Genomic DNA, 19,000 nt, shown 5'->3' with positions numbered 1-19,000 from the left:
CCAGTTCCTAGAGCTTGACTTCCAGCCGCAGCTGCCAGGTGGTGAAGGTACGGCCGTAGTTGTCGGTCGTGATCAGCTGCTCGCCCGTGTTGATGATCGTGCCGCTGCCATAGTCCTGCGGCGCCAGATTGCTGGCCGACAGGCGCAGCGCCCAGTCGCGATCGATGTTCCACAGCGCAAAGGCGTCGAAGACGCGCTTGCGGTCGCTGCGGCTTTGTTGCAGCAGGCTTTGCTGCAGCAGATTGTCGGGGGTGAAGTTCAGGCTGGCACCCAGCTGCAGGGGCAGGCTGCGCAGGCGGTAGTCGGCGCCCAGATTGGCGGTGTAGCGCGGCTGCTGATCCAGCCGGTTGTTGGGCCCGGGGATCTCATCCACGCGCGAACGGAAGAGGCTCAGATTGCTGCGCAGCGAGATGGGCAGGGCCTCGTCGAAGAACTCGTCCAGGCGGAACTTGGCTTCCAGCTCGACCCCGCTGCTCAGGGCCTTGCCCAGGTTCTGCGGACGGCTGACCCAGCGCTGTTCACCGGACCAGCTCACGGTCTCCAGCCGGGTCACATTGCGCATCAGATCGTCGATGCGACGCACGAAGACCCCGGCGCTGAGCACGCCCCCCTTGCTCAGATAGCGCTCCAGCGCCAGGTCCAGCCCCAGGGCGGTTTCGGGTCGCAGGCTCGGATTGCCGGCGCGGTCGGGTTCGTTGGCGGTGTTGGCGCCGCTGGGGTACTGGTTGTTGATGCTGGGGCGGGCGATCAGGTCCTGGGTATTGGGGGCCCGGTAGCTGCGCGTGAGGCTCATGCGCACCTGGTCGCGGCTCTTCTCCTCGGGCTTCCAGACGGCGTGCAGCAGGGGCGTGAGCACCTGGGAGCTGTTGCTGACCGCGTAGTTGTTCGCGCTGCTGCGGGTGCGTATGCCCTCCCAGCGCAGGCCGGCATAGGCGGACCATTGCTTGCTCGGGCTCCATTCATCCTGCACATAGGCCGCCAGGCGCAGGGTGGAGGCGTCGAAGTCGTCGCCAAACTCGCTGAGCTCGGGCCGGGGCTCACCGTTCTGCAGGCTGTTGCGTTGCTGGCGCCGCTGGTTGCTCTCCAGCTCCAGACCGCTGACCAGGCTGTGCTCCACGCCCCCGATCTGGCCCAGCTGCTGCGAGAGCTTGCCGGCCAGATTGAGGGAGCGATCACGGTTGTTCAGCACATCCTGCTGACTGCGCAGGGGCAGCCCGTCACCGGCGGCGCCCGCAAACTCACGTCGCAGGCTGTCGCTGTCCAGCCGGGCCGAGCCCAGCCCCGCACGCAGCTCCAGACGGCTGTCCTCGCTCAGGCGCTGGTTGTAGAGGCTGCCCAGCCTGAGCATGCTGAACTCGCTCAGGCCCTCGGTGCTGGCGCGTGCATAGCTCTGGGCCGGGTTTTGCTGGATCTCGCTATCGGTGCGGCTGCGGTGCTGCACCAGGAATGGCATCAGCGTGAGCTGGGCGCCGCCATCCAGCTTCAGCTGCAGGCGCCCATGGGCATTGAGGTTGCGGCGCAGTTCCTCGCTCTGGCCGCTCTTGTGCAGCACGCTCTGCGCGCCGCCGCGGATATCCGAGGTGCCGATGCGCGTGTCCACATCGTCGCGGCGGCGCTGTTCGCCGGCCATCAGGCTGAGGTTGTAGGCGTGGCCCGCCTCACCCAGCTTGTCATTGCGTGTCCAGGACAGCTGGGGCTGCAGCAGGCCGCGCTCCGAGCCCAGGCTCAGCCGCAGATCGTTGAGGCGCTTGAGCAGGGCTTCGCGCAGCACGATATTGATGGTGCCGGCCACGGCCCGCGCACCGAACTCGGCCGTGGGTGCGCGCAGCACCTCGATGCGCTCGATCTGCTCCGGCGGCAACTGGTCCAGGGAAAAGCTCGGCGGCATGCGCTCGCCGTTGACCAGGATCTGGGTGTAACCCCCGCCCATGCCGCGCATGCGGATCTCGCCGCCCCGACCCGGCCGGCCGCCAATGGTGACGCCGGGCAGGCGCTTGAGCACATCGGCCACGCTGCTGTCGCCAAAGCGTTCGATCTCCTCGCGCCCGATGACGATCTTGGCGGCGGTGGCCGACCGGCGCAGGGTGCTGTCGCTGGGGCCGCCTTGCACCTCCACGCGGTCCAGACGTTCCCGTGATGCCGGCGTGGCCGCGGGTCGGGCGGGCTGAAGTTCAGCGGATGTGGCCGGGCGCGGCGCCGGTGTTTCGCCCACGGCCGCAGCGGGCGCGGCGTCCTGGCCCCAGGCCGGATTCAGGTGCAGCAGAGCCGCCGCCAGGGACAGGGCTGTGACGGCGCAAGGGGAGCAGGGGCGGGCGGACATGGGGGGGACGTGAGGCAGGGGAGACATTGCAAGGGGCGCCAGCTTCGCATGAAGCGGCCGCTGGCGTGCGGCCGCAGCACCGGCTTTGCCAAAGCTTTACAGAGCTTGTGGTGCTTCAGCCGCAGCGTTGAAAAAGCAGGCCCTTGATACGGGCGCTGTCCAGGCTGAACCCGCAGATGCGACCGGCCGCATCGCGCTGCAGGCGCAGCAGCTGGCTGCCCTGCATCCAGTAGCCGGGGCTTTGCAGCTCGACCAGATCCTCGCTGAGTCCACGCAGCGTCCAGGCGCGCGCGGGCTTGAGCAGCGGCCCTTCGACCTGCAGCTGCGAGCCTCGGATCTGCCAGCGCAGGCCCGCATCGCGGTTGCAGAACACGCCGTCCAGGCCCGTGGGCAGCTCCGGGCGCTGTGCCAGGCGCTGCAGGCGGGCCTCGCGGCCGGCACCCAGCCGCAGACGCAAGCGCCCCTGCTCGTCCAGGGCGGGCGCGGGGATCTCAAACTCGTAGGCCCCGCGCAGGGGCAGCCAGCGAGCGTCGGCCTGCTGCTGCAGCTCGAACGGCGTGCCCCACTGCTGGGCCATGAGCGGGGCGCCCGAGCCCGCCGTGCTCAGCGTCAGCAACTCGCCGGCCTGGGCATCCAGCCATTCGCCGGTCAAGGCCTCGGCCTCGGCCGCGCCGGGTCGGGCCGTGGGGATGGGTGTGGGCCGATCCAGCAGCAGGCGCGCCACCTCGCGCGCCTTCTTGTAGGGGTTGAGCATGCCGTCGTTGCTGATCACGACAATGGCAAGACGCTGCGCGGGCAGCAGCAGGAACTCGGTGCGAAAGCCCGGCCAGAGCCCGCCATGACCCAGCGTGGCCATGCCGTCGAGCGTGCCATGCTCCAGGCCATGTGCGTAGGGCGACATCCCGCCCTCGCTGAGGGGCTGGCCCTCCGCCAAGGCGCCGGAGAGATCGGGGACACCGTCCACCGGCCGCATCAGGTGTGCGGCCCAGCGCAGCAGATCGCCGAGGCAGGACACCAGCCCGCCCTCGCCGCCGTGCTCGAAGCCATGCTGGGCGCGGCGCCATTGCCCCGGGCCGTGTCCCAGGTAGGGTGTCGCCAGCCCGGGCAGGGGCAGGTCGCTCTCCACGACCATGCGGGTGGACTGCATGCCCAGGGGATCGAAGAAGGCCTCCCGCAGCTGTGCGTCCAGGCTGCGCCCGCTCAGACGCTCGGTGATCAGGCCCAGCAGGGCAAAGCCGCTGTTGCAGTAGAGAAAGCGGCTGCCCGGTGCGAAGTTGAGATGGCCGTTGCGCACGAGGGCCTGCAGCAGCTGCTCGCGATCAACGCGCTGGTCCAGCCCCACGCCACCCAGGCGCAGCAGCTCCAGCATATCGGGCAGGCCGCTGGTGTTGCGCATCAGATGGCCCACACGCACCACCTGGGGCAGCTCGGGCAGCTCGGGCAGATGCTGGCGGATATCGTCCTGCTGGCTCAGCCGGCCTTGGCGCTCCAGCAGCAGGGCCGCCGCCACGGTGAACTGCTTGGACACCGAGGCGATGCGCAGGCGGCTGTCCGCCTGCAAAGGCACACCCAGCTCCAGGCTGGCCAGGCCATAGGCCCGCATCCAGCTCGGTTCGCCCTCGCGCCAGACGCCCAGCACGCAGCCCGGCGCGGGACGGTCGGCCGTGTCGGCAAACAGGGCGTCGAGGGCGGCGTGCAGCGGATCCGGGGGCAGGGCGGTCATGGCGGCGCGTGGTGTCCAGGGCGGCGGGGAGCCCCAGTCTACGGCCGCCGCGCCGCAAGGCAGGGCCCGACGTGCGTCAGCCGCCCCCCGCCGCTTGACGCAAGAAAAACGCCCCACCGTTTGAGGGTGGGGCGTGTGCATGGGGTACGTCGGCGCTGGTCACGGGTTCCAGGTCTCTGCCCAATCTGCAGCCGGTTTCCGCCTCCGTGCTTCGCATTGTGCAGACGCTTTGTGACGGCGATTTGACGCAAACCAAGCTCGCTGCATCTCGGCTCGCACAAGCCGGGGGTCACACCTTGCCATAGCCCTGGCTGGCCAGCCAGGCCTGCGCCTCTTGCACGCTGGCACTGTGCTGAAAACGCGTGATGGCCTGGGCCCGCTCGGCGAGGTCGCGCACCAGCAGGGCGTGGAAGCTGGAGGGCAGCACATCGCTCACCGCGTCCAGCCCGTGCGCCACGGCATCCGTGAAGAAGTCCCACCAGCGCGCGAATACCTCGGGGGTGCCGCCCTCCCACTCGCGTGCGTCGGTGAGCATGGCCCAGCGCCGCTGGGGGTCTTGCGTCCAGAAGCTGCGGACGTCGGCATGCAGGGCTTCAACCGCCTGCACATTCCAGGTGCCTTGGTAGCGGACCCACAAGATGGGCTCACGCCATTCGATGTGGTACTCCCCATGCTGCCTCATGGCCTGCCTCCGGACCTGATACGGATTCGAAATTTTGCTACCGGCCGGGTGTCCGGGCGATATCCGTGGTTTTTAAACTGTATACACTTCTGCCCACACCACGTCGCCGCGGCGCCCGGACTTTTGCTCCGGTGGCGCGACGTCTGGCCGGATTACAGCGCCCGCAGTGGTAGCCGGCCCATTCGTTGCTTGTTGCTCAAGGTATGGAACCTAGCTATCTGCTCGACTGGGCCAATCTGCTGCTGCGCTGGCTGCACGTGATCGTGGCCATCGCCTGGATCGGCGCCTCCTTCTACTTCGTCTGGCTGGACAACCACCTGCTCAAGCCCGAGGCCCCGGAGCTCAAGGCCAAGGGCGTGGACGGCGAGTTGTGGGCCGTGCACGGCGGGGGCTTCTACAACCCGCAGAAGTACATGGTGGCGCCGCCCAATCTGCCCCAGCATCTGCACTGGTTCTACTGGGAGAGCTACTGGACCTGGATGAGCGGCTTTGCGCTCTTCGTGCTGCTGTATCTCTTCAATGCCGAGAGCTTTCTGATCGACCGCCAGGTCCATGCCTGGGCCGCACCCTGGCAGGCGGTGCTGGCCTCGCTGGGCTTTCTGGCCGCGGGCTGGCTGGTCTATGACCAGATCTGCCGCCGCTTTGGCCACAAGCAGGACGGCAGCATCGGCAATGACGGCCGGGTGCTGGGTCTGATCGCGGTCTTCATCGCCTTTGCGGCCTGGGCAGCCTGTCAGCTCTTCGCAGGGCGGGCGGCCTTCCTGATCGTGGGCGCCATGATCGCCACGATGATGAGCGCCAATGTCTTCTTCTGGATCATCCCGGGCCAGAAGCAGGTGATTGCCGATATGCGCGCCGGCCGGCCGGTGAACCCCATCTATGGCCAGCGCGGCAAGCAGCGCAGCGTGCACAACACCTATTTCACGCTGCCGGTGCTGATTGCCATGCTCAGCAACCACTACGGCCAGCTCTACAGCCATGCCCACAACTGGCTGGCCCTGCTGGCCCTGATGCTGGTGGGCGTGCTGGTGCGCACCTGGTTCGTCAAGCGCCACAAGGGCGTCAACGCCTGGCCCCTGATCGTGGCGGCCCTGGCCGTGCTGGCCGGGCTGATCCTGGCCCTGGCGCCCGCGCCCCGGGCGCCGGTGGCTGCCAGCGCGCCGGTGCCCACCCTGGCCCAGGTGCAGGCGGTGATCGAGCAGCGTTGCGTGATGTGCCACAACGCCCAGCTGGCGCAAAAAGGCATGCAGCTGCACACGCCCGAGCTGGTCGAGCAGCATGCCCAGCAGATCTACCAGCAGACGGTGCAGCAGCGCAGCATGCCGCTGAACAATGCCACCCAGATCACCGAGGAAGAGCGGGCCCTGCTGGGCCGCTGGTTCGAGGCGCGCGCCCGCTAGGGGGGCTAGCGCGTGCCCAGCAGGGCTTCCGCCAGGGACAGGCCGCTGAGCCAGGCGCCTTCCACCTTGCCGCCGTTCAGCCAGTCGCCGCACAGGCCCAGACCCAGCTCGGCCTGCCAGCCATGGCCCGCGTCCAGCGCCGGGGCGCTGTCGGCATAGCGCCAGCGGTGCAGGCTCCAGCGCTGCGGCGCCGCGCCGCCCAGGGCGGCGAAGGCCAGCAGCAGGGTGGCCGCCACCGTCTCGGGCGCCTCTTCCAGATGCGCCTCGCTCCACTCGGCCTCGGCATGCAGCAGCCAGCTCTCCGCACCGCTGCGCCCGGGCTTGCTGCTGTTGCGGGCGATCCAGCGCAGCGGGCCCTCGTTGACGAAGGCGGCGTCAAAGGGCAGGGCGAGCGCCTGCTCGTACTGCAGCATCAGGGCCCAGCAGCCGCGCATGCGCACCCGGGCGCACAGCGCGGCCAGTGTGGTGGCCGGCGCCGGCAGGGTGTTCAGCAAAGCCGCGGCCTGCGGCGCGGGCAGGGCCAGCAGCACGGCCGCATAGCTTTCGGGCCGCCAGCCCTGCTCGGCGAACTGCAGCTGCCAGCCGCCCTGCGGCGCGGGGCGCAGGGCCTGGAGCGTGCTTTCCAGCTGCAGGGGCAGGCTGTCGGCCAGCCAGCGCGCCGGGGCCGTCATCTGGGGCTGGCCCACCCAGCGCTGCAGGCTGGCATCGGGCTGGTGGCCGGCCTGGCCGCCCAGCACCTGCAGGCGCGGCGTCCAGAGCGCGGCCACGCCGGCCTCGGTCCAGCGCACCAGCTCGGCCTGAAAGCGCGGATCGCGCGCGGTGAAGTACTGCGCGCCATGGTCGCAGGCCCAGTCCTCGCCGCGGCGGGTGCTCATGCGGCCGGCGGGACCGCGGCTCTTGTCGAAGAGCTGCACGCGCCGGCCCGCGGCCTGCAAGGCGCTGGCACAGCTGAGGCCGGCGAGACCGGCGCCGATCACGGCGATGGGGGCGGAGGCTTGCATGGGGGCTGTGTGGGCTTGAGGGTTGGCGATTGTGCCCACACCACGGCGAGGGGCGTGGGGCAGCGCCTGTCCCGGCATCGGCGCAGGGGCATTCGAGTGCCTGTGGGCATGTCTGGCTGCCCTGCGCTAAGCCCGGCCCCGCGGCGGCCTTGAGCCGGGGCCTCGCGCGGTGTCTTTATGCTTTCTTGATACCCCCGCCGCCAGCTTCTACGACACCCTGAGGCGGCTCTTTCTAAGCTGCTCGCATCATCACTTTGCGTGAGTCGAGCACGATGGATTGGGTATTTCTGGGCTTGAGCCTGTTGCTGTTCGGTCTGGCCCTGGGCCTGGCCGCCGCCAGCCACAAGCTGGAGGGCAAGCAGCCATGAGCGCACTGTATTGGGCCAGCGGCATCATCGCTGCGGGGCTGTTCGTCTATCTGATCGTGGCCCTGGTCCGCGCCGAGGAGTTCTGAGATGGACGGCTTGGCATGGATCAATCTGGCCCTGTTCATGGGCCTCTTGCTGCTGGCGGCCTGGCCGCTGGGCAAGTGGCTGGTTGCCGTCTGTGAGGGACGGCTGCCGCGCTGGATGGGCGCGGTCGAAGGCCTGCTGTACAAGCTGGCCGGCGTGAAGCCGGCGCAGGGGCAGCACTGGAAGCAGTACGCCATCGCGCTGCTGCTCTTCAACTTCCTGGGCCTGCTGGCTGCTTATGCGCTGCAGCGCTTCCAGGACCTGCTGCCACTGAACCCGCAGGCCATGGCGGCGGTGACGGCGGATTCGGCCTTCAACACCGCGGTCAGCTTCGTCACCAACACCAACTGGCAGGGCTATGGCGGCGAGGCCAGCATGAGCTATCTGACCCAGATGCTGGCGCTGACGGTGCAGAACTTCGTCTCGGCCGCCACCGGCATCGCCGTGGTGTTCGCGCTGATGCGCGGCTTCGCGGGCAAGCTGAAGAAGGATGTCGGCAACTTCTGGGCCGACCTGACCCGCATCACCCTGTGGGTGCTGCTGCCGATCAGCTTTGTGCTGGCCATCTTCTTCGTCGGTCAAGGCGTGCTGCAGAACCTGGAGCCCTACAAGACGGTTCAGACCCTTGAGGCCACGGCCTACCAGACGCCCAAGCTGGATGCGCAAGGCCAGCCCCTGCTGGATGCGCAGGGTCAGCCGCTGATGGAGGACCAGAAGACCGAGACCCAGCAGCTCGCCATGGGCCCGGTGGCCTCGCAGCTGGCCATCAAGATGCTGGGCACCAATGGCGGCGGCTTCTTCAATGCCAACTCCAGCCATCCCTACGAGAACCCCACGCCGCTGTCCAATCTGCTGCAGATGCTGGCCATCTTCCTGATCCCGGCGGCGCTGTGCTTTGCCTTCGGCCGCATCGTCTCCGACCAGCGCCAGGGCGTGGCCCTCCTGGCCGCGATGAGCGTCATGTTCATCGCCGCCGTGGTGATCGCCACGGCGGCCGAGCAGGCGGGCAACCCGTTGCTGCAGGCCCAGGGCGTGGAGGCGGGCGCCGGCAATATGGAAGGCAAGGAGACCCGCTTCGGCATCCATGCCAGCACGCTCTTCGCGGTGGTCACCACCGCCGCCTCCTGCGGTGCGGTGAACTCCATGCACGACTCCTACACCCCCATCGGCGGCATGGTGCCCCTGGTGATGATGCAGCTGGGCGAGGTGGTGTTCGGCGGCGTGGGCACGGGTCTCTACGGCATGCTGGTCTTCGCCATGCTGGCGGTCTTCATCGCCGGGCTGATGATCGGCCGCACGCCCGAGTACCTGGGCAAGAAGATCGAGCCCTATGAGATGAAGATGAGCTCGATCGCCATCCTGATCACGCCCATCGTGGTGCTGGTGGGTACGGCCATCGCGGTGCTGAGCCCGCTGGGCAAGGCCGGAGTGGCCAATCCGGGCGCCCATGGCTTCTCGGAGATCCTCTACGCCCTGACCTCGGCGGCCAACAACAACGGCTCGGCCTTTGCCGGTCTGTCGGCCAACACGCCCTTCTACAACACCTTGCTGGGCCTCGCGATGTGGCTGGGCCGCTTCGGTGTGATCGTGCCGGTGCTGGCGATTGCCGGCTCCCTGGGGGCCAAGAAGCGCATTCCCGTGGGCAGCGGCACCTTGCCCACCCATGGTCCGCTCTTCGTCGTGCTGCTGATCGGCACGGTGCTGCTGGTCGGCCTGCTGAACTATGTGCCGGCGCTGGCCCTGGGCCCGGTCGTCGAACACCTGATGCTCTGGAAGTGAGCACGCTATGAAACAAAAGGACTTTCTTTTCGACTCCAAGCTGGTGAGCCAGGCCACGAAGGAGGCCTTCACCAAGCTGGACCCGCGCGTTCAATGGCGCAACCCGGTGATGTTCGTGGTCTATGCGGGCAGCCTGCTGACCAGCGGCCTGTGGCTGGCCAGCCTGGGCAACCCGCATCTGGCCGGCGAGGCCGCGAGCGCCACCGCAGGCGGTGGCGAGGGCTCGGGCTTCATACTGACCATCGCCCTGTGGCTGTGGTTCACCGTGCTCTTCGCCAACTTCGCCGAGGCCTTGGCCGAGGGCCGCAGCAAGGCCCAGGCGGCCTCGCTGCGCGGCCTCAAGACCAAGACCTGGGCCAAGAAGCTGCATGAGCCCAGGCATGGCGCGCAGTGGCACCCGACCCAGTCGGACGAGCTGCGCAAGGGCCATGTGGTGCTGGTGGAGGCCGGCGACCTGATCCCCCTGGACGGCGAGGTGATCGAGGGCGTGGCCTCGGTGGACGAGAGCGCCATCACCGGCGAATCGGCGCCGGTGATCCGCGAGTCTGGCGGTGACTTCTCCTCCGTGACCGGTGGCACCCGCGTGCTCTCGGACTGGCTGGTGGTGCGCGTGGGCGTGAACCCGGGCGAGTCCTTTCTGGACCGCATGATCGCCATGGTGGAGGGCGCCAAGCGCCAGAAGACGCCCAACGAGATCGCGCTGACCATCCTGCTGGTGGCGCTGACCCTGGTCTTCCTGGTGGTCACCGTGACCCTGCTGCCCTACTCGATCTTCAGCGTCGAGGTGGCGGGTGCCGGCACCGTGGTCTCGGTCACCGCCCTGATTGCCCTGCTGGTCTGCCTGATCCCCACCACCATCGGCGGCCTGCTCTCGGCCATCGGCGTGGCGGGCATGAGCCGCATGATGGCGGCCAATGTGATCGCCACTTCGGGCCGCGCCGTCGAAGCGGCCGGCGATGTGGACGTGCTGATGCTGGACAAGACCGGCACCATCACCCTGGGCAACCGCCAGGCCAGCCAGTTCGTGTCGGCCCCGGGCGTCACCGAGGCCCAGCTGGCCGACGCGGCCCAGCTCGCCTCCCTGGCCGACGAGACGCCCGAGGGTCGCTCCATCGTGGTGCTGGCCAAGACCCGCTACGGCCTGCGCGAACGCGAGATCGGCAGCCTGGAGGCGCAGTTCGTGCCTTTCACCGCCCAGACCCGTATGAGCGGTGTGGACCTGGCCGGCGGCAGCCGCCAACTGCGCAAGGGTGCGCAGGACGCGATCCGCAAGCATGTGGAGTCCCTGGGCGGCAGCTTCCCGCGTGAGGTGGCCACGGCCGTGGACGAGATCGCCCGCCGCGGCAGCACGCCCCTGGTGGTGGCCGATGGCGCCCGCGTGCTCGGCGCGGTGGAGCTCAAGGACATCGTCAAAGGCGGCATCAAGGAGCGCTTCGCCGAGCTGCGCCGCATGGGCATCAAGACCGTGATGATCACGGGCGACAACCGGCTCACCGCCGCGGCCATCGCGGCCGAGGCGGGCGTCGACGACTTCCTGGCCGAGGCCACGCCCGAGGCCAAGCTCAAGCTGATCCGCGACTACCAGGCCGAGGGTCGCCTGGTGGCCATGACCGGCGACGGCACCAATGACGCGCCCGCCCTGGCCCAGGCCGATGTGGCCGTGGCCATGAACAGCGGCACCCAGGCGGCCAAGGAAGCCGGCAATATGGTGGACCTGGACTCCAACCCCACCAAGCTGCTGGAAGTGGTGGAGACCGGCAAGCAGCTGCTGATGACGCGCGGCTCGCTGACCACCTTCTCCATCGCCAACGATGTGGCCAAGTACTTCGCCATCATCCCGGCCATGTTCGTGGGCGTGTACCCGCAGCTGGGCGCGCTGAATGTGATGGGTCTGCACAGCCCCAGCTCGGCCATTCTGTCGGCGGTGATCTTCAACGCGCTGATCATCGTGGCCCTGATCCCGCTGGCGCTCAAGGGCGTGCCTTACCGCGCCGTCGGCGCCGCCACCCTGCTGCGCCGCAATCTGGCGATCTACGGCCTCGGCGGTCTGATCGTGCCCTTCATCGGCATCAAGCTCATCGACTGGCTGCTGGTGCTTCTGCATCTCGTCTAAGGAGGCTGCTTCATCATGAAAGCCCATCTGCGTCCCGCGCTTGTCAGCCTCGTGCTGCTCTCGGCCATCACCGGCCTGCTCTATCCCCTGGCCGTCACCGGCGTGGCACAGGGCCTGTTCCCCAGGCAGGCGGCCGGCAGCCTGATCGAGGTCGGCGGCAAGACCGTCGGCTCCGAGCTGATCGGCCAGAACTTCACATCGCCCAAGTACTTCTGGGGCCGTCCTTCGGCCACCGGCCCGATGGCCAACAACGCTGCAGGGTCCGGGGGCTCCAATCAGGGGCCGCTGAACCCGGCTCTGGCCGATGCCGTCAAGGCCCGCATCGAGGCGCTGCGCGCCGCGGACCCGGACAACAAGGCCCCGGTGCCTGTCGATCTGGTGACGGCTTCTTCCAGCGGCCTGGACCCGCACATCAGCATGGCCGCGGCGCGCTACCAGGCGGCCCGGGTAGCGCGTGAGCGCGGCCTGCCGCTGGACAAGGTGCAGGCGCTGATCGAGGCCCACACCGAGCCGCGCGACCTGCTGGTGCTGGGCGAGCCGCGCGTGCATGTGCTGAAGCTGAACCTGGCGCTGGACGACAATCGCTGAGCGATGCCTGCCGACTCAAGACCCGACCCCGACTCGCTGCTGCAGCGGCTGCGCGCTGAGGAAGCGAAGGCCGCGCGCGGCAAGCTTCGCATCTACTTCGGCTCCTCGGCCGGCGTGGGCAAGACCTACGCCATGCTGCTGGCGGCGCGCAAGCTGCTGGCCGAGGGCCGTCAGGTGCTGGTGGGTGTGGTGGAGACCCATGGTCGCAGCGAGACCGCGGCCCTGATCGACGGTCTGAGCCTGCTGCCGCCGCGTCAGGTCGAGTACCGTGGGCGCACCCTGCCGGAGTTCGACCTCGACGGCGCCCTGGCCCGGCTCAAACCCCTGGTGCATGAGGGGCAGCCGCGCCCGCTGATCCTGGTGGACGAGCTGGCGCACAGCAATGTGGCCGGCTCCCGCCACCCCAAGCGCTGGCAGGACGTGGAGGAGCTGCTGGCCAATGGCATCGATGTCTACACCAGCCTCAACGTCCAGCACCTGGAAAGCCTCAATGATGTGGTGGGCGGCATCACCGGCGTGAGGGTGCAGGAGACCCTGCCCGACCGCTTCTTCGACGCGGCCGACGAGGTGCTGCTGGTCGACACCCCGGCCGACGAGCTGCTGAGCCGCCTGAAAGCCGGCAAGGTCTATATGGGCGCGCAGGCCGAGCGCGCGGCCAAGCATTTCTTCCGCAAGGGCAATCTGATGGCCCTGCGCGAGCTGGCCCTGCGCCGCACCGCCGACCGGGTCGAGGACGATGTGCAGGCCTGGCGCAGCAACGAGGCCATCAGCCAGGTCTGGAGCACCGAGGCCGCCATCCTCTGTGCGGTCGGACCCACGCCACGCGCCGAGCATGTGCTGCGCAGCAGCGCGCGCCTGGCCCAGCAGCTGGGCGTGTCCTGGCATGCGGTCTATGTGGAGACGCCAGCGCTGCAGCGCCTGCCGGATGCGCAGCGCGAGCGCGTGCTGCGCCAGATGCGCCTGGCCCAGGAGCTGGGCGCGGCCACTGCGGTGCTGCAAGCCCAGGACAAGGTGGCCGCGCTGGCTACCCATGCGCGCGAGCACAACCTGGCCAAGCTGGTGCTGGGGCGCAGTCAGGCCTTGCCCGCTTGGCGCCGCTTGCTGGGCGCTCGCCCCTTGTACGAACAACTGGCACAGGCCCTGCCGGATGTCGACCTGATCGAGGTGGGCCTGCCGCCGGCCGTCGGCCAAGGGGGCGAGCCGCAGCCGGCTCCGCCGGATTGGGATGGGGCGACTCGCAAGGGCGTCCGGTACGGGCTGGCCGGCGTGGCTTGCGCGCTCACCACGGCACTGTCCTGGCCGCTGCAGAACCTGCTCGACGAGGCCAATATCGTCATGCTCTTCCTGCTGACGGTGCTGGGCGTGGCGCTGCGCCTGGGGCGCGGGCCGGCGGTGCTGGCCAGCTTTCTGAGCGTGGGCCTGTTCGACTTCTTCTATGTGGCGCCGCATCTGTCCTTCGCGGTGTCTGACGTGCAGTACCTGCTGACCTTCGGCGTGATGCTGGCGGTGGGTCTGATCGTGGGCCAGCTGACCGCACATCTGCGCTACCAGGCCCAGGTGGCGGCCGAGCGCGAGGCGCGCTCGCGTGCCCTGTTCGAGCTCACGCGCGAGCTGGCCGGCGCATTGCAGACCGAGCAGGTGGCGCAGATCGCCCAGGACCGCCTGGCGCGCGAGCTGCATGGCCGTGTGCAGATCCTGGTGCTGGGCCTGGATGAGCAGCTGCATGCGCCCCTGCCCTTGCAGCCCGTGGCGGGGGAGGGGGAGGCGCCCGATGCGGGCACGGCTCGCTGGGCCCTGGATCATGGCCAGGCCGCCGGCCTGGCCACCGACACCCTGCCCGGCAGCCCCTGGTTCTACCTGCCGCTGGCCGCGCCCATGCGCACGCGCGGCGTGCTGTGCCTTCGCCCGCGCGGACTGGACGCCGTGCTGCGTCCCGAGCGGCGCGCCCAGCTCGACACCATGGCCAGCATCATCGGTCAGGCCCTGGAGCGTGTGCATTACGTGGAAGTGGCGCAGAACGCCCTGGTGCATATCGAGTCGGAGCGCCTGCGCAACTCCCTGCTCTCGGCGCTCTCGCACGATCTGCGCACGCCCTTGGCCGTGATCTACGGCCTGGCCGACACCCTGGCCGCGCTGCCGGATTTGCCGCCCCAGGGGTTTGAATTGGCCGGCTCCTTGCGGCGAGAGTCGCAGCGCATCAATGCCATGGTCAGCAATCTGCTGGACATGGCGCGGCTGCAGAGCGGGGCGGTGCGTCTGCGCCGCGAGTGGCAACCTGTCGACGAGGTGCTGGGGGCCGCGCTGCAGTCCATGCACAGCGTGCTGGCCGCTCATCATGTCCAGACCCGGCTGGCGCCGGATCTGCCCCTGATCGAGATCGATGCCGCCCTGATCGAGCGCGTGCTGGCAAATCTGCTGGAGAACGCCGCCAAGTACACGCCGCCTGGCAGCCATATCGAGGTCTCGGCCAGGATCCAGGATGCGCAACTACAGCTGACCGTGGCCGACGACGGCCCGGGTCTGCCGGCGGGCCGGGAAGAAGCGTTGTTCGAGAAATTCACCCGCGCGCAGAGCGAGTCCAGCATTCCCGGCGTGGGCCTGGGGCTGGCCATCTGCCGTGCCATCCTGGAGGCCCATGGCGGTCGCATCTGGGCCGAGCGTTCGGCGCTGGGCGGTGCCGCCTTTGTGCTGACCCTGCCCCTGGGGCAGCCGCCGGCCCTGCCGCGAGAAGAAGAGATGGAGCGAACAGCCCGCGTATGAGCGAACCCAAACCCACCGCCCTCATCGTCGAGGATGAGCCCAGCATCCGCCGCTTTGTGCGTCTGGCCCTGGAGGGCGAGGGCTGGCAGGTCCATGAGTGCGAGACCGTGCGTCAGGGCCTGATCGACGCCGGCACCCGCCACCCCGAACTCATCATCCTGGACCTGGGCCTGCCCGATGACGACGGGCTCAACTATTTGCAGGATCTGCGCAGCTGGTCGGCCGTGCCGGTGATCGTGCTCTCGGCCCGCGCCGACGAGCGCGACAAGATCGCCGCCCTGGACGCCGGCGCCGATGACTACCTGACCAAACCCTTCGGGGTGGGCGAGTTGATGGCGCGGGTGCGCGTGGCCCAGCGTCGCGCGCAGGCCGTGGCGGCCCAGGCCGGCCAGGCGCCGGCCAGCCGCTTTGCCTTCGGCAGCGTGGAGGTGGACCTGGCCGCGCGCCGGGTGCTGCGCGAGGGTCAGGCCGTGCACCTCACGCCCACCGAATACCGCCTGCTCACCCATCTGATCGCCAACGCCGGCAAGGTGCTCACCCACCGCCAGCTGCTCAAGGCCGTGTGGGGCCCCAGCCATGTGGAGGACAACCACTATCTGCGCGTCTATATGGGCAATCTGCGCCAGAAGCTGGAGGCCGAGCCGGCCCAGCCCCGCCATCTGCTGACCGAGACGGCGGTGGGCTACCGGCTGATGCCCTGAGCGGACGCGGCTGGAGCCGGGCCGCGTGGCGGGGAGACTATCCCCGCCTGCTGTGGATAAGTTTGTGAGCGAGCATTAGATGGGGCTCGCAAGCCCTTGATTCTTAAAGATAAGCCCTGGACTGCTGCAGAATGAGGCAGCGGCTGTCCGGCCGGCTGACCGGGCCTTGCACGGCCAGGCTCAGGGGGCGCTCCAGGCCCTCCAGCCAGTGGCGGTAGACGGCGCGGGCGCCCTGGTGCAGGAGGGCGCAGCGCGGGCCCAGATCGCGCAGCAGCTCGGCCTCGCACTGCACGGTCTCGTTGGGGTGGGCCAGCTCATGGCGACCCTCGGCGCACCAGGCGCGCAGGCTCTCGGGCGTGATTTCCAGATGGCATTGCAGGCCCAGATGCGGGCCGGCGGCAAAGCCCGTGTTGAGGCTGTGGCGGCCGAAGAGCAGGCGCTGAGCGCCGCGCGGAATCTCGAAACCCTCGTAATGCCAGTTGAAGGTCCAGGGCCGGGTGGCACCGTCGAAAAGGGCGCGGCCGGCGCCCGGCGTGGTCCAGAGCCGGCTCCAGCCGATCTGGGCCCGGGCATTGCGTTGCACCCGGGCGCCCAAGGCCCGCGCCAGCAGCTGGGCGCCGAAGCAGTGGCCCAGCACCGGCACGCCGCGGGCGATGGCATCGCGCAGCAGGGCCAGCTCGGCGCGCACCCAGGGCAGCTGCTCCTCGTTGGCGCCGTGGTTGCTGCCCAGCAGCACCAGGCCCGCGAAACCGTCGGCGCGCTCGGGCAGGGGCTCGCCCTCGGTGGCGTGCAACAGGGAGTGGGGCAGGCCCTGCTCGCGCAGGACCTGGCTCAGATAGCCGGGGCCCTGGCTGGGCTCATGCTGCAGGATGGCAATGGGCTTCATGGACGGGGCCGGACTGTGGAACCGGCCTGTACTTGCGAGGCCTTCAGTCTGCGGCGCCGCCCCTCAAGAGGCCGCTCATATTGGGGGGCAGCGCATCAAGAAGGCATCAAGGCTGGCTAGACTGGCGGCCATGTTCAAGCTGTCGAGGCTAGCGTTGCCGTTTCCGAGGCCCGTGGCAGGTGCATGCGCCCTGCTGGGGCTGGCTGTGCTGGTGCACCAGCCCGCCCGGGCCCAGACCGAGGCCATGCTGACGCTGGAATCCTTGCCCCGTCCGACCATGCCGCGGGCGGAGAGCGGCCCCGTGGTGCCGTCCCAGGTGCTGCGCTGGCGCCAGGAGGCCGAGGCGGCCGAGCATGGCGAGAACGGCTTGCCGCGTGACCCGGTGCTGGCGGCCCAGCTCTACTGTCGCGCCGCGCGCTTTGGCGATGCCGTGGCCCAGTACAACCTGGCCTGGATGCTGACCAATGCCCGCGGCATCGCCCGCGATGATGCCCAGGCCGCCTATCTCTTTGCCGCGGCAGCGGAGCAGGGCCTGCCCCAGGCCCAGGCCATGGCCGCCCGCCTGGGGGAGCCCCTGGGCGCTCCGCCGCCCTGTCTGCGTCCGCCCGATGGCGAGGCACCCCCGCTGGCCGCCCAGGCCGTGGCCGCGCGCAAGCCCGCGCCGGCGGCCAAGCCGCTCGCGCCGCCGCCGCCACCACCCAATGCGCCCGAGCCCATCGTGCGCTTCGTCAATCTGGAGGCGCCCAAGTTCCAGCTGGCGCCGCACCTGGTGCTGGCGGTGATGGCCACCGAGTCCAATTTCGACGCCCAGGCCCTGTCGCCCAAGAATGCCCAGGGCCTGATGCAGCTGATTCCCGACACGGCCGCGCGCTTCAATGTGAAGCGCCCCAGCGATCCGGTGCAGAACATCCGTGGCGGCATGGCCTATCTGCGCTGGCTGATGGCTTACTTCGAGGGCGATGTGGCCCTGGTGCTGGCGGCCTACAACGCCGGCGAGCGTGCGGTGGACCGCTACCGCGGCGTGCCGCCCTATGCCGAGACCCGCCACTATGTGCGCAAGATCCTCAGCGCCATGGGCGGCCAGGTCTCGCACCCCTTTGATGCCTCGGTCACCAAGCCCTCGCCCATGCTGGCCCTGCTGCGACCGCGCGCCTCCTGAAGCATTCGCCGACGCACCATGAGAAAAGGGCCTCGTCGAGGCCCTTTGTCATGTGCTGTGCGTGACGGCTTGGATGATCAGCCGCCGCGCTGGCGGCGACGGCTCAGAAAGCCCAGCACGCCCAGGCCGGCCAGCAGCATGGCGTAGGTCTGGGGCTCGGGCACCGGGGTGGTGGGCACGAAGGGCTCGTAGCCCAGCTCCAGCTTGCTGCCATTGGCCGAGGGGCCCATGGAGTGGGCGATGACCGTGCCTTCCAGATGGCCCGAGCCGGTCAGATTGGCATTCACGGCCAGCACGCTGCCATTGAGGAAGGTGTTGACGCTCACGTCCGTCGCATTGCCCAGATTGAAGACCACACGGTCGCGGTGCAGGGCCAGCAGGTCCGCGGAGTTGGCCTTGTCACCCCCTAGATTGCCGCCGAAGGTGACCTTGGACGCGCTGCTGTTGATCACGATATGGGCGCCGGCCTTGATATTGCTCAGGCTCAGATTCTTGATGTCGCCCACATTGCCCAGATTGAAGACCTGGACACTGGAGCTGCCATCGCCCACCAGGCTGATGCCGCCGTTGGCAAAGCTCCAGCTGCCGTTCTGAGCCTGGCCGGCCAGCTGGCTGGACAGACCGCTGAGCTGGGTCTTGGCCGCCGCGAAGTCCAGGAAGCTGGCGTTCTTGGTGGCGCTGCCGTACTGCCAGCTGGCGGCGCTCAGGCTGCCGCCGTAGACGATATTGCCGATCGCGGTTTTCTGCGTGATCCAGGCGCCGGTGCTGGGGCCGATGGAGGCATTGGTGTCGGTGCTGTAGGTCGGGCCGTTGTAGACCGTGCCGCTGTTGCCGCCCCACTGGCTGCTCATGGACACATTGCCCTGCACCACCAGGGTGGGGGCGCTGGAGTTGTGCGGGTTGCGGTAGCCGATGTCGAAGCCGCGGTTCAGATTGCCCCCGACCGCCAGGCGGCCCTCCACATCGGTGGCACCGTTGACGTCGCCGAAGAAGAAGCCGCTGTAGGACTTGGCCACGCCAAAGTCTATGGTGGGCAGGGCCATGGCGCCGCTGCAGGCCAGGCTGACCAGGAGGCCTAGGACCGAATGCATACCAATCTTCTTGCCGAAAGCTTGCTTCTGCACGGACATCATGTATTCCCTTGCGTGTTTGTGAATTCGCCCCTTTTGGGTGTGTGGGCGCATTCTTGCGACGCCGGGAAACTAGGGATACCCCTTGCTCAGGTGGTATCTGACTGGTTTGTGCGCTTCATCACGAAACCCGCTGCTTCACCAGGGGCCACGAGGCCGCGACTCGCCACGCGGCCGACGACTTGCGGGGCAGGGACGGCAGCGCGCCGTGACGCGACAATAGCCACGCCAGCTCGGACGCCATCAGCCTCTCTTGTCCTTTCGCCAGCCTCCAGTCCCTTACACGGCTTGTGCAAGCCCGCTTGC

The 19,000-nt window shown here is 68.9% G+C and carries 14 protein-coding genes; 8 read left to right on the top strand and 6 right to left on the bottom strand.

Annotated elements, in window-relative coordinates:
* Positions 1–7: 7 nt before the first annotated feature.
* From DFR39_RS14710 to DFR39_RS14700, 3 genes are all read right to left on the bottom strand, one after another.
* Complete coding sequence (locus DFR39_RS14710; RefSeq protein WP_162849540.1) at positions 8–2,320, bottom strand: TonB-dependent receptor plug domain-containing protein; 2,313 nt, start codon at positions 2,318–2,320, stop codon at positions 8–10.
* A gap of 115 nt (positions 2,321–2,435) precedes the next feature.
* Positions 2,436–4,043, bottom strand: coding sequence for a serine hydrolase domain-containing protein (locus DFR39_RS14705; protein WP_162849539.1), 1,608 nt, complete (start codon positions 4,041–4,043; stop codon positions 2,436–2,438).
* 289 nt (positions 4,044–4,332) lie between these two features.
* Positions 4,333–4,725, bottom strand: coding sequence for a hypothetical protein (locus DFR39_RS14700; RefSeq protein ID WP_133604335.1), 393 nt, complete (start codon positions 4,723–4,725; stop codon positions 4,333–4,335).
* A 203-nt stretch (positions 4,726–4,928) separates the two neighbouring features.
* Between DFR39_RS14700 and DFR39_RS14695 the strand changes: the two genes are divergently transcribed.
* Positions 4,929–6,125 carry a urate hydroxylase PuuD gene (locus tag DFR39_RS14695; RefSeq protein WP_133604334.1) on the top strand — a complete coding sequence of 399 codons (1,197 nt, stop codon included), beginning with the start codon at positions 4,929–4,931 and terminating at the stop codon, positions 6,123–6,125.
* A gap of 5 nt (positions 6,126–6,130) precedes the next feature.
* On the opposite strand, the gene DFR39_RS14690 is transcribed toward DFR39_RS14695, so the two are convergent.
* Positions 6,131–7,126, bottom strand: a complete 996-nt coding sequence (locus DFR39_RS14690) for an NAD(P)/FAD-dependent oxidoreductase (RefSeq protein WP_133604333.1) — start codon at positions 7,124–7,126, stop codon at positions 6,131–6,133.
* 364 nt (positions 7,127–7,490) lie between these two features.
* On the opposite strand from DFR39_RS14690, the gene kdpF reads away from it, so the two are divergent.
* Genes kdpF through kdpE form a run of 6 tightly spaced genes read left to right on the top strand, consistent with a single transcriptional unit; the run spans position 7,491 to position 15,519 of the window.
* Positions 7,491–7,580: a K(+)-transporting ATPase subunit F gene (gene kdpF, locus DFR39_RS14685; RefSeq protein WP_133604332.1), complete on the top strand. Its 90-nt coding sequence runs from the start codon at positions 7,491–7,493 to the stop codon at positions 7,578–7,580.
* Between the two features lies 1 nt (position 7,581).
* Entirely contained in the window at positions 7,582–9,357 is a 1,776-nt protein-coding gene (gene kdpA, locus DFR39_RS14680) for a potassium-transporting ATPase subunit KdpA (protein WP_133604331.1), read from the top strand.
* Positions 9,358–9,364: 7 nt separating this feature from the next.
* Positions 9,365–11,470, top strand: coding sequence for a potassium-transporting ATPase subunit KdpB (gene kdpB, locus DFR39_RS14675; RefSeq protein ID WP_133604330.1), 2,106 nt, complete (start codon positions 9,365–9,367; stop codon positions 11,468–11,470).
* 15 nt (positions 11,471–11,485) lie between these two features.
* A complete protein-coding gene (gene kdpC / locus DFR39_RS14670) occupies positions 11,486–12,058 on the top strand; it encodes a potassium-transporting ATPase subunit KdpC (protein WP_133604329.1) in 573 nt (190 codons plus the stop codon).
* Positions 12,059–12,061: 3 nt separating this feature from the next.
* Complete coding sequence (locus tag DFR39_RS14665) at positions 12,062–14,818, top strand: DUF4118 domain-containing protein (protein WP_133604328.1); 2,757 nt, start codon at positions 12,062–12,064, stop codon at positions 14,816–14,818.
* Positions 14,815–15,519, top strand: a complete 705-nt coding sequence (kdpE, locus tag DFR39_RS14660; RefSeq protein WP_133604327.1) for a two-component system response regulator KdpE — start codon at positions 14,815–14,817, stop codon at positions 15,517–15,519. Before DFR39_RS14665 ends, kdpE begins: the two co-directional genes overlap by 4 nt.
* A 103-nt stretch (positions 15,520–15,622) precedes the next feature.
* Here kdpE and DFR39_RS14655 read toward each other — a convergent pair whose 3' ends face one another.
* The gene (locus tag DFR39_RS14655; RefSeq protein ID WP_133604326.1) at positions 15,623–16,405 is read right to left on the bottom strand and encodes a type 1 glutamine amidotransferase; all 783 of its coding nucleotides are present in this window, start codon (positions 16,403–16,405) and stop codon (positions 15,623–15,625) included.
* Positions 16,406–16,577: 172 nt separating this feature from the next.
* Here DFR39_RS14655 and DFR39_RS14650 point away from each other — a divergent pair, with 172 nt between their 5' ends.
* Entirely contained in the window at positions 16,578–17,564 is a 987-nt protein-coding gene (locus DFR39_RS14650) for a lytic transglycosylase domain-containing protein (RefSeq protein WP_246030847.1), read from the top strand.
* A 77-nt stretch (positions 17,565–17,641) separates the two neighbouring features.
* On the opposite strand, the gene DFR39_RS14645 is transcribed toward DFR39_RS14650, so the two are convergent.
* Positions 17,642–18,655 carry a choice-of-anchor A family protein gene (locus DFR39_RS14645; protein ID WP_133604325.1) on the bottom strand — a complete coding sequence of 338 codons (1,014 nt, stop codon included), beginning with the start codon at positions 18,653–18,655 and terminating at the stop codon, positions 17,642–17,644.
* Positions 18,656–19,000 lie beyond the last annotated feature (345 nt).

This window comes from Roseateles asaccharophilus (assembly GCF_004362405.1).
Taxonomy (GTDB): Bacteria; Pseudomonadota; Gammaproteobacteria; order Burkholderiales; family Burkholderiaceae_C; genus Kinneretia; species Kinneretia asaccharophila.
This window is presented reverse-complemented; position numbering and strand designations above follow the sequence as displayed.

What these genes read in the sequence shown, in the direction of transcription:
- DFR39_RS14710 (WP_162849540.1), bottom strand. Translation starts at nt 2,320, where the DNA reads ATGTCCGCCCGCCCCTGCTCCCCTTGCGCCGTCACAGCCCTGTCCCTG.
- DFR39_RS14705 (WP_162849539.1), bottom strand. Translation starts at nt 4,043, where the DNA reads ATGACCGCCCTGCCCCCGGATCCGCTGCACGCCGCCCTCGACGCCCTG.
- DFR39_RS14700 (WP_133604335.1), bottom strand. Translation starts at nt 4,725, where the DNA reads ATGAGGCAGCATGGGGAGTACCACATCGAATGGCGTGAGCCCATCTTG.
- DFR39_RS14695 (WP_133604334.1), top strand. Translation starts at nt 4,929, where the DNA reads ATGGAACCTAGCTATCTGCTCGACTGGGCCAATCTGCTGCTGCGCTGG.
- DFR39_RS14690 (WP_133604333.1), bottom strand. Translation starts at nt 7,126, where the DNA reads ATGCAAGCCTCCGCCCCCATCGCCGTGATCGGCGCCGGTCTCGCCGGC.
- kdpF (WP_133604332.1), top strand. Translation starts at nt 7,491, where the DNA reads ATGAGCGCACTGTATTGGGCCAGCGGCATCATCGCTGCGGGGCTGTTC.
- kdpA (WP_133604331.1), top strand. Translation starts at nt 7,582, where the DNA reads ATGGACGGCTTGGCATGGATCAATCTGGCCCTGTTCATGGGCCTCTTG.
- kdpB (WP_133604330.1), top strand. Translation starts at nt 9,365, where the DNA reads ATGAAACAAAAGGACTTTCTTTTCGACTCCAAGCTGGTGAGCCAGGCC.
- kdpC (WP_133604329.1), top strand. Translation starts at nt 11,486, where the DNA reads ATGAAAGCCCATCTGCGTCCCGCGCTTGTCAGCCTCGTGCTGCTCTCG.
- DFR39_RS14665 (WP_133604328.1), top strand. Translation starts at nt 12,062, where the DNA reads ATGCCTGCCGACTCAAGACCCGACCCCGACTCGCTGCTGCAGCGGCTG.
- kdpE (WP_133604327.1), top strand. Translation starts at nt 14,815, where the DNA reads ATGAGCGAACCCAAACCCACCGCCCTCATCGTCGAGGATGAGCCCAGC.
- DFR39_RS14655 (WP_133604326.1), bottom strand. Translation starts at nt 16,405, where the DNA reads ATGAAGCCCATTGCCATCCTGCAGCATGAGCCCAGCCAGGGCCCCGGC.
- DFR39_RS14645 (WP_133604325.1), bottom strand. Translation starts at nt 18,655, where the DNA reads ATGCATTCGGTCCTAGGCCTCCTGGTCAGCCTGGCCTGCAGCGGCGCC.